Source organism: Paenibacillus dendritiformis (assembly GCF_021654795.1).
Lineage (GTDB): Bacteria > Bacillota > Bacilli > Paenibacillales > Paenibacillaceae > Paenibacillus_B.
The window spans coordinates 4,366,986-4,381,088 of record NZ_AP025344.1; the positions used below are offsets into that span (position 1 = coordinate 4,366,986).

The window sequence follows — 14,103 nt, forward strand, 5'->3', positions numbered from 1 at the left end:
GCAAAGCTGACGGCTTGCGCAGGGAAAGGAGCCGTTTTGGCAATGAAACGTTTATCGCTTATTACTGCTCTACTTACAGCCATTTACCTGGTCCTTAACTCTCATGTCCCTACCCTCGTCAATCTCTCGAATTCCTTTTTCATCATCGGGCTCATTTATTTATGCATCGCTTTGTTTTGCCATGTCCGAAATATCGGATTTTTTAAATCTTTGAGTTATCATCTCCAGCGTAAAAGACAAGCCGAAGACGCGGCCAATCGCATCGATGCCGCAGGCGGGGAATCGATGTCCAAGCTGAAGCTGCATGAACATGCCGCCCGAATCGGCCGGGGCCCATGGCCGAACCGGCTGTTCTATCTGTTCGCGATTCCGCTGCTGCTCTGTTCGTTGGCGCTTGCATACGCTTCCATGTAGCGCAATAACAAAAATCCGGCCGACCGCATCGGGTGCAGTCAGCCGGATTTTTATGCGAGAGCCTTGAGCAACGGAAGCGCCGGCCCGTTCCTATTATTGGGACAGACGGGTTGCCAGCTCGTACAGCTCCATATTGAATTCTTTTTTCGTGTTGACGACCTTGTCAATGTCTGTCGCAACCAGCTCGCCTCGGATCATGCCGCATGCCTTGCCGGAATCGCCCTCCATCAGCTTGCGAACCGCGAAATCGCCAAGACGGCTCGCCAGGATCCGGTCGAAAGCGGTTGGCGCTCCCCCCCGCTGGATATGTCCCAGCACCGTAACGCGAGGCTCCACGGTCGGGCAGCGCTCGATGATGCCTTGAGCCACGTCTTCGCCGCGTCCTACCCCTTCGGCGACGATGACGATGCTGTGGCGCTTGCCTGCTTCGAAGTTATGCTTCATCCGCTGGGCCACTTCATCGATATCGAACGGCACTTCCGGCACCAGAATGGATTCCGCGCCGCTGGCCACACCGGCATACAACGCGATGTCGCCGCAATGGCGGCCCATAACCTCGACGACAGAGGAGCGCTCATGGGAGCTCATCGTGTCGCGCAGCTTGTTCACCGCATCGACCACGATGCTGACGGCCGTATCGAAGCCGATCGTGTAGTCGGTATACGAGATGTCATTATCAATTGTTCCCGGAAGGCCCATCGTCTTGATTCCGAGCTTGCTGAGCTTGTTCGCGCCTTGATAGGAGCCGTCACCGCCGATGACGATCAAGCCGTCGATCCCGTGAGCGCGCAGAATATCCGCGCCCTTGCGCTGGCCTTCCTCCGTACGGAACTCCTGACAGCGTGCCGATTGCAGAATCGTGCCGCCGCGCTGGATAATGTCTCCGACGCTGCGCAGATCCATCGGACGGATATCCTGATTCAGGAGGCCTTGATAGCCGCGCTGAATGCCGAATACCTCGATTCCATTGAATAAGGCTGCCCGCACCACTGCGCGAATCGCCGCGTTCATACCTTGGGAGTCTCCCCCGCTTGTCAGGATAGCAATTTTTTTGACATCAGACATGTTGTTTCCTCCTAGTTCTCCTTATGCGTATGTTTACGTATCCAGCGACTGTTGACCCAGAAGAACAACCGCATCAACGGGCTATTCCGCATCAATCGCCGGCATACGTCCTGCACCTCAGCTTGGTCTCGTACTTTCGGATCGGACAGGTACAGCGCCAGAAGCCCTTCGATAATCATCCGGTGGAACCGTTCCTCCGGCAGCTTCTTCACCTGCTCCTTCGCCGCTTCCGCGATATGGCCAATCCGGTTCACAACCGTGGATTGGTTCGGGTAGTAATGGCAGAAATTCAAATCTCCGCCCACCCGGTCTTCCTCCTGATCAATCAAATAATCGAGCAGGATATGAAGACCGCATACATATGGAAAATAGGCTTCCCGGATGAGCGCGGCATCCTCCCTCGCAAGTCCGCCGTCCATGGAAGCGGCGAACAAGTGGAACACGCCGAGGGTAGAACCCGTCGCTGCGGCGAACTCATTCCACGTCAAATCCGGGAACTTGGCCTCATAGTCCCGCCACCAGGCGAGCAGCGCTTCTTCCCGCTTCGCCGGATCGATATGCTTGTACACCTGAAGATCGGTATACAACCCGACGAGCCAGACGACATCCGTGCGGGCGGCTTCATAGCCGGGAAGCTGAGCGATACAGGCCCGGCATGTCTCCACCAGTCCCCGCAAATACCCGCCGTCATCCTTGTCTTCCCGTAAGGCGTAATAGTCTGCCAGCGGGCGCTCGGGCTGGACTGCATCCAGCATCGATTGGTGCAGAAGCCGGAAGTCATCCGGATCCAGTGAGGTGCTGCGGTCGCACAAATTATCCAAATAATCGCTTATCGTCTGAAAAGCTACAATCAACGGAATCATGATGCCACGCGTCTCCGGGCGGATGGCAGCGTATACCGCGCCGCCCTGACAGTGAAACTGCTTCGTGGCGATGCTGGCCAGGGCCTGTCTCCGCAGTTCTTCGTTCGGAATATTCTCTGCCCGCGCCCGCCAGGCATCCAGTTCGGAACGTACCCCCGGCAGTATGTATTTATATACGCGGTGCATGAGCCGCAACGGCCCTCTTGGAGCCACTGAACGGCTAAGCTTGTAATGGTCCAAGAATAACCTCCCGTTCTCCAGTCCTCCACCAGTGGATGCACTCATTTTAGCCAAAACTATTATATTACGAAGTGACTCTTTGCACAAACTATTCCCGCGCCTTTTTGACCTAAAGATGGCTTTTGGCAACGGTATCCTGCTGCACGCGGAACCATAAATGCAGATCGTGGATGATGCTCGCCAACTCCGCGATATCCCAATTCAGCCGGCAGGATGCTTCAAACCGTTCTTCCTCGTCCAGTTCGCGCTGCTTGGCGATAATGCGGCCCTCTAGCTCCTTCACCCGCTCCGGAATGCAGCTACGGATGTCTTCCCAGCGGGCAATGACCTCGGCTTGTTCCGTGAAGCATAGCGATTCCCAGGGCACGAGCAGCACCGGAAGCTCAATGCCAAGCCGTTCATCCCGCTCGAAGCGATACCGGTTCATTCCCGCGACCTTCTCCTCCCGCTTCCGTACAGAAGCGACTTTTGCAGTTACTGTACCATTACGGGGCTGGAAAGTAAATGTCATCAGCCGCGAATCTCGCCCCGAACCCCTTAAAAGCATGATATACTATAGCATGCTTTCATTGATGCAATGCTTGACTTCACGGGGGGAACCATCATGTCGCAACCGGTTATGAAGAATCGTGACGCCCATTGGCTCCGGGCCTTTACCTTCTCCATCTTCATGGCGTCATCCGTCGTCGTATCCTATCTGCCGCTTTATTATCAGGCACTAGGGTTTACAAGCGTTCAGATTGGATTGCTCTATTCCATCGGGCCGCTTATCTCCATCTTATCCAATCTGTTCTGGGGCTTAACAAGCGATCGGCTCGGGACATTGAAAAAAGTTCTGATTCTTCTGCTGTGCGCCCAAATCATCCTGTCGCTGATTCTCAGTCAATTCGCTTCTTTCGGAGCGGTGGTCCCGGTTCTTATTCTGTTCTATTTCTTTTATTTTCCGATATTTCCGCTGAACGACAGCTTCTCTATCGTGACGGCGCAAGCTCAGGGCAAGAGCTTCATCGGCATCCGGGTGTTCGGGTCGATCGGGTTCGCCTTCGCCGCCCTGCTGTTCGGCATGGTGCTCCGCACGGCAGGCGCCATCTATACCGTATGGATACTCGTATTCATCGGAGTCTTGTCGCTCGGCATCGCCTTTTTCCTGACAGACAAGCGGGCATCCATGAAAAAAATGGAGTTCTCCGGGCTATGGGCCGTGCTTAGACAACGCGAGGTGCTGCTGTTCTTCCTGTTCGTGCTCCTGCTCGCGATCGCGCACCGGTTGAACGAAGCCTTTCTTGGAGTGACGCTTACCGGACTCGGAGCGGACGAATCGCTCGTCGGCTGGGCCTGGATGCTGTCGGCCGTCAGCGAGATTCCGATCTTCTTCCTGCTCAACGCCTTCGGCGATCGCTTCAAGGAGCTCCCGCTGCTCGCCTTCTCCGGCTTGACGTATGCGATTCGGCTGCTGCTCGTAGCCAATCTGCAGGCCCCGGGCGCCATCGTGGCGACGCAGCTCATGCACAGCGTATCCTTCGGCATTTTTTATTTCGTCGCCGTCCGCTACATCAGCCGGGTCATACCCGAAGAGTACCGTTCCACGGGACTCGCGCTCTATACAATCGTCTGGTCGAGCATTGCCGGACTGCTGAGCGGCACCCTCGGAGGCATGCTCCTTCAAGCCTATGGCAAGGACACCGTCTTCCATGTCGGGGCGGCATTCGCCGTCGCCGCCTGCGCAGGCTTCCTCGCGATGGCCGTTCATTCCCGCTATGCCGAGACCGGGACCCGATGGCCGAGGCGCCGCCGTTAAGTTCCGCAAAATGGCCGGATTCCGCCGTGCCGGCCGTCGGCGCCAGGGAAGCGGCATACTGCCGGAAGCGGAGATGTCATTGGCAGGTTGCCGCAAATCATGGAGAGGCGTCCCTCACAGCTCGCGGAACCCCGTCGGGAGACATCGTTATCGCTCCGGCCACAAAGCCGGAAATCATTGCAATCCAACATTACGGCCCGTATAATAGGATCAAGTCTTAGTACGTGGTACTAAATAATAGAGCATCAAGAGATGAACTGGAAATAACGTATCTGCAGTTCGGTTCACAAGGCCGGTTTCGGCGCCGCCCCGAACGGACTTTTTGAACCGCCTCTTATACAGCGAAGGAGAAATGTTAAGATGACGTTATATGAGACCGTGAAGGAAGTCATTCACAGCCGCCGGAGCGTCCGCCGCTTCACGGAGCAACCCGTCGCCGTCGAGGACGTGAAGGAATTGGTCGACTGCGCACGATATGCCCCAAGCGACACGAACTCGCAGACATGGGAATTCATCGCGGTCATGAACCGGGAGCGGATTCGGAAAATCGAGCAGTTGACCTGGGACGCGCTGCACGCCAAGGCGGCCGAAGCGGAAGAGCGGGGACTGGCCAAGGAAGCGCGCCTGCTCGTCAAATCGTTCGGCCCTTATGCCACCGCCTTCTCGGACGCCCCCGTCCTGATCATCGGCTTGGCGACCCCTTATACATCCAAGTTCCGCGATCGGATCTTCGATCCGATTCAACTCGTTCCGGAGTCTGTATGGGATGAAGAAGGCATAAAGAGCAGCTGTCTCGCGCTCCAAAATCTGATGCTCGCCGCCCATGCCCGCGGCTTGGCGACCTGCCCGATGACCGGGCCCGTACTGCTCGCCGCCGACGCGATCAAGTCGCTGCTCGACATTCCGCCGGATCGGCAGGTCAATATGGTGCTCTCGCTTGGCTATGCCGCAGATACGCCGGCCAAGCTTCCACGCAAGCCGGTGGAGGAGATTCTCCGCATTATCGAATAATCGGATGCCATGGTTCCGGCCTTTTATACAGACAAGCCCCTCCATTCCCAATTCAGGTGAATGAGCCGAGGGGCTTGTCTTTTTTTTCTCCCCAATCGGCTTCCGAATCCGCTTTCCTAATCGTCCCCATAACTGTGCATCAATCCGGCAGCAGCAGCCGTTCCTGCTCATCCGGCTTGTACGGAACCCGCCCATACATCTGGCGGAACTGGACCGGCGTCATCCGCTCCTGCTGCTTGAAGCGCTGGATGAAATAACTTGCATGCCGGAACCCCGCCTCCCTGCCAACATCGGAGACGGCCATGTGCGGGCAGCTGATCAGGAGCTGCTTCGACTTCCGGATGCGGAGCCGGTTCACATATTGAAGCGGCCGCAACCCGAAGGCGCGGCGGAACAGGGTACAGACGTATTGCGGAGATACTTGCAATCGGTCGGCCATTTGCTGCAGGGAGACATCCTCCTGGTAATGCTCGTGAATCCACTCGAGCAACGGGGCCAGCGGCTGCGCGCCAGGCTTTCTTGACAAGCCCCTGTCCTGCCGTCCGCATTCGGACCATGCCATCAACAGCTCATAAGCCAGGGCGGACAAACGGGGGCCATGGCCGCCGCTCGCCTGTTCCAGCCAGGAAATCGCCCGCCGTATGGGCGCCAGCGTCTGCTCCGGATCGCCGACCGTCATGGCCGCCGATTGGTGGACATGCACCATCGAGGTCAGCTCCTGAGCCAGCGCTCCGTGATAACCGAGCCAAAAGATGCCCCACGGCTCCTCCAGCGGCCGATATACATGCGGCACATTCGGGTACAGCAGCACCCCTTGGCCCGGACCGATCTCCACCGCCGGTCCGTCCTCCCATTGGAACATGCCCCGGCCGCTCGTGCATTGAAGCCATTGATAATCCGGATAACCGTGCGGGCGGATCGTCTCCAGTTGGTTCGTCCAGCTTCCTGCTGTCGTTACGACCAGCGGAAGCAGACGCTCTTCGTCTGTCAGAATGGGGAAATGGATGCAGTCCAATCGCTTCCCTCCTCGTCAAGGAAATATCGAGTTCTTTCATATTATTATATCCATTATAAAATCATTAGATTGAAATGCAACGGATCAGGACCCTATCATAGAGGAAGAATAGCTTCATATTGTGTCATTATTGCACATTCATGTTTCCCGACAACGAGCGAGAGGATGATTTCTTTGACACTGCCCATCTGGCAAGATCCGACCAAGCTTCATCTGAACCGGCTGGATTCGAGGGCCTACTTCATTCCGCATGCCCAGGCGGACGATGCGCTGACCTATGAGAGAGGGCTGTCCCCCTTCTTTCAGCTGCTGAACGGGGAGTGGAAATTCCATTACGCGCCTTCGCCGGAGCATGCGCCGAAGAACTTCGAGCAGCCGGAATATGACGACGCGGAGTGGGGCCGCCTTCCCGTGCCTTCGAATTGGCAAATGGAAGGATACGGCGCTCCCGCCTATACCAATATTCTGTATCCGTTCCCTGTCGATCCGCCCCGTGTTCCCGACGAGAATCCGACCGGCTCATACCGCCGCAAGTTCTGGATCGACGAGTCCTGGACGGGCCGGAGAATCGTGCTCCGCTTCGAAGGGGTGGACAGCGCCTGTCATGTGTGGGTGAACGGCGTCCTTATCGGCTACAGCCAAGTAAGCCGCATGCCCTCCGAATTCGATATTACCGATGATGTCCGCACCGGAGCGAACCTCATCGCCGTGCAAGTGTATCAGTGGAGCGACGGAACCTATCTCGAAGATCAGGACATGTGGTGGCTGAGCGGCATTTTTCGGGACGTCTACTTGTTGGCCTTTCCGGAAATACATCTGTGGGACATGACCGTGCGGACAACGCTAGTCGACTCCGGCAAACAAGCTCAAGTGGGTGTCGAAACTCTCTGTCACAATGCGGGCGGCTCCGCGCCCGGCGGAACCCTGTCCGTCACCCTGCTGGATCGTTCCTTGCAGCCGGCTGCCGAGACGGTTGCCATCGACATCGGAATGCTGCCCGCTGGAGAGACACGGTCGATAAATACGGCTCTTGAGGTGACGGAACCGAAGCTGTGGAGCGCCGAGACGCCTTACCTGTACCATTTGCTGCTGGAGTTGAAGGATGCCCGGGGCGAAGTCGCGCAGGTCGTCGCTCACCGGGTCGGCATCCGGGAAGTGAAGCTGGAGGGCGGCAACCTGCGCGTAAACGGCCGGGCAGTCATGTTCAAAGGCGTGAACCGCCATGAATTCCATCCCGATCTCGGCCGGGCCGTGCCGCTCGCCGCCATGATCGAAGATGTCAAGCTGATGAAGCGCTTCAACGTGAATGCGGTGCGGACATCTCATTACCCGAACGATCCCCGCTTCTACGAGCTGTGCGATGCGTACGGACTGTACGTCATTGATGAAGCCGACCTGGAGACGCACGGGTTCCAGCCTGCGGGAGATTGGTCCCGCCTCAGCAAGGACCCGGTCTGGACCGCCGCTTATGTCGAGCGGATGGAGCGAATGGTCATGCGGGACAAAAACTTCGCGTGCATCGTCATGTGGTCGCTCGGCAATGAATCCGGCTGCGGGCCGAATCACGGCGCGATGGCGGAGCGGGCGCGCAGTTGCGACCCTACCCGCCCGATCCATTACGAGGGCGACTGGGACGATGAACTGGGAATGGACATTCATTCCCATATGTATACCTCCGTCGAGGAAGTGGAAGAGATTGCTGGCAATGACGACCCGCGGCCGTTCATCCTGTGCGAATTCGGCCATGCGATGGGCAACGGTCCGGGCGCATTCGAGGACTATGTAGAGCTGTTCTACCGTTACCCGAAGCTGCAGGGCGCCTTTGTCTGGGATTGGGTCGATCAGGGCATCCGCCGGATCAGGGAGGACGGCCGGCGAGAGATGGCGTATGGCGGGGAATTCGGGGAGCGGATTCACGACGGCAGCTTCTGCCTGAACGGGCTCATCGACGGCGATCGCCAGCCATGGCCGGCGCTGCATGAATACAAAAAGGCGATCGAGCCCGTAAGAGTCGCCGCTATCGATGCCGCTTCCGGACAATTCGAAGTGGAGAACCGTTTTGATTTCCTGCCGTTGAATGTGCTGCAAGGCTTCTACACTGTCGTGGCCGGCGGACGCATCGCTGCCAGCGGCAGCTTCCCCGTGCCGGATATCGCTCCCCGCCGCAAGGCGGCATGGACCTGGAATATCGGCCCGGCGCTGCGCGAGCTCGCCCCTTCCCTGCTCGGGCAAGACGTGTGGCTGAAGCTGTCCTTCCGGACGCCAGTGAGCACGCCGTGGGCGGAAGCCGGCCATGAGCTGGCCTGGGCCCAGTTTCCGCTTGATCCGGCCGCTTTCCTGCCTTCGGCTCCCGCGGGAAAGGCCCCGCCGCATGGCCGAACGGAACATGCCGCCGCGCCAATTGAAGTGCGGGAGGAGGAAGAAGCCTATGTCTTGACCGGGCGCAGCTTCCGCCTCGATATCGATCGCCGCAGCGGCGCGCTTCTCGCCTGGCAGGCCGAAGGCGCGGATCTGCTGGCATCCGGCCCGCGGCTGCAATTGTGGCGCGCCGCAATTGACAATGACATGTACAACGTGAAGGAGTGGCGCTCCTTCGGTCTCCATCAGATGGATGAACGGGTGGACGAGGTTCATCTCGATGCGTCTCATGCCGGCGAAGGAGTGGTTCGCGTTGTCCGCCGCACTCGCCTCGGCGCGCCGGCCCTGTCTTGGGGACTCCGCTGCCGGCATGAATGGACGATCCGGCAGGACGGAACCGTCACCTTGCACGTTCACAGCACGCCGGAGGGGATTCATCCGCAGGTGATGCCGCGCTTCGGGTACGAGCTATCGCTTCCGGGCGCCTTCGATCGCTGCGCCTGGTACGGCCGCGGGCCGGGCGAGAGCTATGCAGACAGCAAGCAAGCAAATGGACCCGGCTGGTACGAAGCAAGCGTAGACGATCTGATGACCGCCTATGAGAAGCCGCAGGAGAACGGCAACCGGACCGACACGCGCTGGGCCGCCTGGACGAACCGCCGCGGATTCGGCCTGCTTGCGTTCAGCGGCGGCACGTTCGACTTCAGCGCCCATCGCTACACGATCGAAGAGCTGGAGCGTGCGCCGCACCAGGCGGATCTGACGCCGCGGGAAAATATTATCGTCCATCTGGACAAAGCCCAGCATGGCCTCGGCAGCAATAGCTGCGGACCAAAAGCGCTGCCCCGGCATGAGCTCCGCTTGGACGACATCGCCTTCACGGTCACGCTCGTCCCGTTCAGCCGGGACGCGATTGCGCCGGATGCGCTGGCCCGCCGGCTCGCTTCCCTTCAGGCCGCGGACTGATGGACACGGGAACGGAGCTGCCATTCGCAGCTCCGTCCTCCGCTTCCGCCGAAGCAGTTGCCGCAGTCGGTCTCAGCGGCTGGCTCCATAGAAAACCTCCATGGACGCTGGACACAGATATGGTCATAGCTCCGCCGCCTTATGGCCGGTATCCCCGCCGCGCAGGGGAATTGCACGGCGAGTCTCCGTGCCCTCTGCCGGCTTATAAGCGCTCTCCCCATCACTCAGACCACGAACGCTTTATTTAGTCACGTGCTTATATCCTGTATCCCTGTAAGTCAGGAGCTCGCATGCTGCCTTATTTCCACTCGGCTTATATCAGCAATCCCCGTGAATCAGAACTTTAAAGAAATTGATTCTGGTTGGCCTTATCATCATGTTTCTTCATCAAGAGTGAAATAGGATTTAATGATTTAAGCAGAGATTATTTTAGTTGTATAGGGATGAATGACACGTAGCATGAGCGATGGGGATAGCGGCCTAAGGGAGCTGCGGAGACTTCATGAGCGACAGGGATAGCGAGCATAAGGCAATGCAGGGCACTCCATGAGCGACAGGGATAGCGAGCATAAGGCAATGCAGGGCACTCCATGAGCGGCGGGGATAGCGAGCATAAGGCATTGCAGGGCACTCCATGAGCGGCGGGGAAGAGCGAGCGTAAGGCATTGCAGGGCACTCCATGAGCGACGGGGATAGCGAGCATAAGGCATTGCAGGGCACTCCATGAGCGACGGGGATACCGGACGTTAAAGAGTTGCGAAGCCATCCCTGCTCATCAACCCGATAAAAAAACAGCCCTGACCGGGAGGTCAGGACTGTTGGTCGTGCTATTGTACACTATTTATAAATGAAGAGCCCGTCGCGGGCGTTTCATTATAATTTAATGACATTAGCAGCTTGTGGACCACGGTTTCCTTCGGAAATTTCGAATTCTACCGCTTGGCCTTCATCCAAGCTCTTGAATCCATCGCCTTGGATTGCGGAGTAGTGTACGAATACATCGTCACCGTTTTCCACTTGAATGAATCCGTAGCCTTTTTCTGCGTTAAACCATTTTACCGTACCTTTCAAATTCAAAACCTCCTCACATAATCCACCCTTACAGGTGAATAATGTCATTATACTGGAGGTGTATGTGGAACGCAACTTTTTTTTGCCAATTCAATTTGATTTTCGCTCACGGCCTGGGTTATCATGATCCTTACAAGGATGCGCCAAGAAGGCAGGCGCTGCATGCAAGCCCTGTCCCGGCAACGCAGAAATGAGGTTTTCATTATGATGAAGAAGCATGTCATCTACAAGCATGACAAATGGAACATGATGACGGTCGAAGTGCAGGGCCGTCATATCGTATTGCGCGAGATATCCGATCAATGGGGAGAAGAGTGCCACAACTTCCTCAGCCGTCCGGCATTGCTGCACTGGGCAGAGCAGCGCTTCCCGAAGGAAGATTTCGCAGGCAAGGAAGAAGAGTGGCAGAACATTATGGATGCGTTCAAGCAAGTCTAGGCTTGCTTCGCCTCCACGGCATGATACCAGTTCGATGAAGGCAGGTCGCTTATGAATTCGTCAACCAATATTATTTTCATCATTTTGGCATTCTCGCTCGGAGCCATACTCGTATGGAAAAAGGATAGCGTGCCCCCAACCCTTCGCCGCCCGATGGCTATCGCGGCGCTTCTGTTTCTCGTCTTTGCCTTTTTCCTGATTGTCTATTCCCTCTGGACCGCCGGCGCATAGATCCAGCGGCATCCGGAATAACGTGTTAGACTCTCCCCCTGACGGCCATACTATTGAAGTATGTTCATCAAGTCACGTTAAGTCATGTTGCGTTGGCATGATGAACAATAGCGACAGGTATGAATCCGGAACAGATCAGGGGGGTTCGAATGAATCGGCAACGCATCCTTATTATGCTCACCGTCATCTCCGTATTGGGTTCGACGTTGGTTCCGGCTTCCGCCATTTCCCGTCAGGAGACGGCGGCCCGTTCAGCCGCGAACTCATCGAATCCGTCCAAGACGCAACAACCATTTAAGAGGAGGATACATATGCAGCAATTGATGAAACGCTCGGAAGTTCCGCAGGAATACCGCTGGAAGCTGCAAGACCTGTTCGGCTCCCGGGCTGAATGGGATAAGGAATATGAACTCGTGCTTCAATTGGTCGACAAAATGAAGCAGTACCACGGCAAGCTGAATGAAGCCTCCGCGCTCAAGGCATGCTTTGAGCTGGAAGACGATATTTCCCTACATACGGAACGTTTATATGTATACGCCAGCATGAGCCATCACGAGGATACAGCCGATCCGGTCTATCAAGCGCTGTCCGAGAAAGCGAAGCAACTGTCCGTAAAAGTCGGCGAAGCGCTGTCGTTCATTACGCCGGAGGTTCTGTCCTTGTCCGACGAGGAGCTGGATCGCCTGATTGCCGATCCTTCCCTGTCCGCCTACCGCTTCACGCTCGTCGAGATGAAGCGCCAGAAGGCCCATGTGCTGAGCAAAGGCGAAGAAGCCCTGCTCGCGCAGGTCGGCAATCTGTCGAAGGCGCCGGAGACGATTTACAGCATGCTGAACAATGCGGACATGAAGTTCCCGAAAATAAAAAATGAAAAGGGCGAGGAAGTGGAATTGACGCATGGCCGTTACATCCAGTTCCTGGAGAGCCGCAACCGCGACGTGCGCCGGGCTGCTTTCGAAGGCGTCTACTCTACATACCGCAAACAGCGCAACACGATTGCGGCTACGCTCAGCGCCAACGTAACCAAAAATCTGTTCTACGCGCGGGCGCGCAAGTATCCTTCCGCCCTGGAAATGTACCTGTTCGGGGACAATATTCCGAAAGAGGTTTACACCAATCTGATTCGCACGATTCACAAGCATCTGCCGCTCATGCATCGCTACATGAAGCTTCGCAAGCAGCTGCTTCAGGTCGACGAGCTGCATATGTACGATCTGTTCGCGCCGGTGGTCGAAGAGTTCGATATGGACATTACGTTCGAGGAAGCGAAAAAGATCGTCAAGGAGAGCCTGAAGCCGCTCGGCGAGAATTACCTGACAGCGCTCCAGGAAGGGTTCGATAACGGCTGGATCGACGTGTACGAGAACGAGGGCAAGCGGACCGGCGCTTACAGCTGGGGCGCTTACGGCACCCACCCGTACGTGCTTCTGAATCATAAAGACAATCTGAACAGCATGTTCACGCTGACCCATGAGATGGGCCATGCATTGCACTCGTATTACTCGGACAACAATCTGCCGTACCGCGACGCGCAGTATACGATCTTCCTCGCGGAAGTGGCGTCGACGCTGAATGAGGCGCTGCTGATGGACTACATGCTGAAGAAGACCAGCGACAAAAAAGAAAAAATGTATCTGCTCGCCTACTATATCGATCAATTCCGCACGACGGTGTTCCGCCAGACGATGTTCGCCGAGTTCGAATTGCTTATCCACGAGCATGCCGAGAAGGGCGAGGCGCTCACGCCGCAGCTCCTGTGCGAGATTTACTATGATCTGAACAAAAAGTATTATGGCGACGATATGGTTGTCGATCAAGACATCGAGATGGAATGGGCTCGCATTCCGCATTTTTATACGAGCTTCTACGTGTACAAATACGCGACCGGCTTCTCGGCCGCGCAAAGCTTCGCCAAGCAGATTCTCGATGAAGGCCAGCCGGCGGTTGACCGCTACCTCGGCTTCCTGAAGAGCGGCGGAAGCGATTATTCGATTAACATTCTTCAAAAGGCGGGCGTCGACATGTCCGCGCCGACGCCGATTGAGGAAGGCATGAGCCTGCTGGAATCGCTGATTGAAGAAATGGAAAAGATGGCTGCAGACAAATAAACGGAACGGATGGCGGATTCCTTAGACGAATCCGCCATTTCCTTTTGCGTCTGGCGGCGCGGCTGAACCCGTCCGGCTCTGAAGCGGGGCCAAGTGAGAAATCACCTTGTGACGGAAGAAGCCGAATATTATACTGGAGAATAGATACATAGAAACCATGAGGAGGATGCCTGATGCGCATTCAATGGTCCTTGATAGCAGGGCTTATCTTCGCCTTGATTACCGCCATCTTTGCCGTAATCAACGTGAATCCGGTACAAGTCAATCTGTTGTTCGGCACCTTCGAGGTGCCGCTCATCTTATTGATTCTCGGCTGCACGCTGCTGGGCGCCATCATTGTCGGCTCCTACAGCATCTATTTACAGTACCGATCGCAGAAGAAAATACAACAGTTGGAGCAGCAGCTTGCCCAACTGTCGCCGGAGGGAATCGCAGCGGATACGGAAATGCCGCTTCCGCCGGCCAACGAGGAGGTTCAAGGATTTACGTCCGAGAAGCGAAATCAGGAGGACCTGGCATAGCGGC

13 protein-coding genes and 1 pseudogene are annotated in these 14,103 nt (G+C 56.6%); 9 read left to right on the top strand and 5 right to left on the bottom strand.

Going from position 1 to position 14,103, the window contains the following annotated elements; genetic code table 11:
• Window positions 1-42: 42 nt before the first annotated feature.
• A pseudogene (locus tag L6439_RS29520) lies at window positions 43-192 on the top strand (DUF3899 domain-containing protein); the annotation flags it as partial.
• Window positions 193-210: 18 nt separating this feature from the next.
• A complete protein-coding gene (locus tag L6439_RS29525; protein ID WP_331253393.1) occupies window positions 211-414 on the top strand; it encodes a hypothetical protein in 204 nt (67 codons plus the stop codon).
• A 93-nt stretch (window positions 415-507) separates the two neighbouring features.
• Here L6439_RS29525 and pfkA read toward each other — a convergent pair whose 3' ends face one another.
• The 3 genes from pfkA to L6439_RS19390 form a co-directional block, all read right to left on the bottom strand.
• Window positions 508-1,479 carry a 6-phosphofructokinase gene (gene pfkA / locus L6439_RS19380; RefSeq protein ID WP_168180202.1) on the bottom strand — a complete coding sequence of 324 codons (972 nt, stop codon included), beginning with the start codon at window positions 1,477-1,479 and terminating at the stop codon, window positions 508-510.
• Window positions 1,480-1,490: 11 nt separating this feature from the next.
• A complete protein-coding gene (locus L6439_RS19385; RefSeq protein WP_213469520.1) occupies window positions 1,491-2,528 on the bottom strand; it encodes a tetraprenyl-beta-curcumene synthase family protein in 1,038 nt (345 codons plus the stop codon).
• A gap of 163 nt (window positions 2,529-2,691) precedes the next feature.
• Window positions 2,692-3,009, bottom strand: a complete 318-nt coding sequence (locus tag L6439_RS19390; RefSeq protein ID WP_168180204.1) for a hypothetical protein — start codon at window positions 3,007-3,009, stop codon at window positions 2,692-2,694.
• Window positions 3,010-3,186: 177 nt separating this feature from the next.
• Between L6439_RS19390 and L6439_RS19395 the strand changes: the two genes are divergently transcribed.
• Both L6439_RS19395 and L6439_RS19400 read left to right on the top strand, forming a co-directional pair.
• Window positions 3,187-4,380, top strand: coding sequence for an MFS transporter (locus tag L6439_RS19395; protein WP_213469521.1), 1,194 nt, complete (start codon window positions 3,187-3,189; stop codon window positions 4,378-4,380).
• A 360-nt stretch (window positions 4,381-4,740) separates the two neighbouring features.
• The gene (locus L6439_RS19400) at window positions 4,741-5,391 is read left to right on the top strand and encodes a nitroreductase family protein (protein ID WP_168180206.1); all 651 of its coding nucleotides are present in this window, start codon (window positions 4,741-4,743) and stop codon (window positions 5,389-5,391) included.
• Between the two features lie 139 nt (window positions 5,392-5,530).
• Here L6439_RS19400 and L6439_RS19405 read toward each other — a convergent pair whose 3' ends face one another.
• Window positions 5,531-6,406, bottom strand: a complete 876-nt coding sequence (locus L6439_RS19405; protein WP_213469522.1) for a helix-turn-helix transcriptional regulator — start codon at window positions 6,404-6,406, stop codon at window positions 5,531-5,533.
• A gap of 165 nt (window positions 6,407-6,571) precedes the next feature.
• On the opposite strand from L6439_RS19405, the gene L6439_RS19410 reads away from it, so the two are divergent.
• Window positions 6,572-9,730: a glycoside hydrolase family 2 TIM barrel-domain containing protein gene (locus tag L6439_RS19410; RefSeq protein ID WP_237096546.1), complete on the top strand. Its 3,159-nt coding sequence runs from the start codon at window positions 6,572-6,574 to the stop codon at window positions 9,728-9,730.
• 873 nt (window positions 9,731-10,603) lie between these two features.
• Here the strand turns inward: L6439_RS19410 and L6439_RS19415 are convergent.
• A complete protein-coding gene (locus tag L6439_RS19415; RefSeq protein WP_172879032.1) occupies window positions 10,604-10,849 on the bottom strand; it encodes a cold shock domain-containing protein in 246 nt (81 codons plus the stop codon).
• 156 nt (window positions 10,850-11,005) lie between these two features.
• Between L6439_RS19415 and L6439_RS19420 the strand changes: the two genes are divergently transcribed.
• The 4 genes from L6439_RS19420 to L6439_RS19435 all read left to right on the top strand — a co-directional run bounded on the left by L6439_RS19420 (window position 11,006) and on the right by L6439_RS19435 (window position 14,099).
• Window positions 11,006-11,239, top strand: coding sequence for a hypothetical protein (locus tag L6439_RS19420; protein WP_168180779.1), 234 nt, complete (start codon window positions 11,006-11,008; stop codon window positions 11,237-11,239).
• A 51-nt stretch (window positions 11,240-11,290) separates the two neighbouring features.
• Window positions 11,291-11,470, top strand: a complete 180-nt coding sequence (locus L6439_RS19425) for a hypothetical protein (RefSeq protein WP_168180777.1) — start codon at window positions 11,291-11,293, stop codon at window positions 11,468-11,470.
• 311 nt (window positions 11,471-11,781) lie between these two features.
• A complete protein-coding gene (gene pepF / locus L6439_RS19430) occupies window positions 11,782-13,578 on the top strand; it encodes an oligoendopeptidase F (protein ID WP_172879031.1) in 1,797 nt (598 codons plus the stop codon).
• 173 nt (window positions 13,579-13,751) lie between these two features.
• On the top strand, window positions 13,752-14,099 hold the full coding sequence (locus tag L6439_RS19435; protein ID WP_168180774.1) for a LapA family protein: 348 nt from the start codon (window positions 13,752-13,754) through the stop codon (window positions 14,097-14,099).
• The last annotated feature ends 4 nt before the right edge of the window (window positions 14,100-14,103 follow it).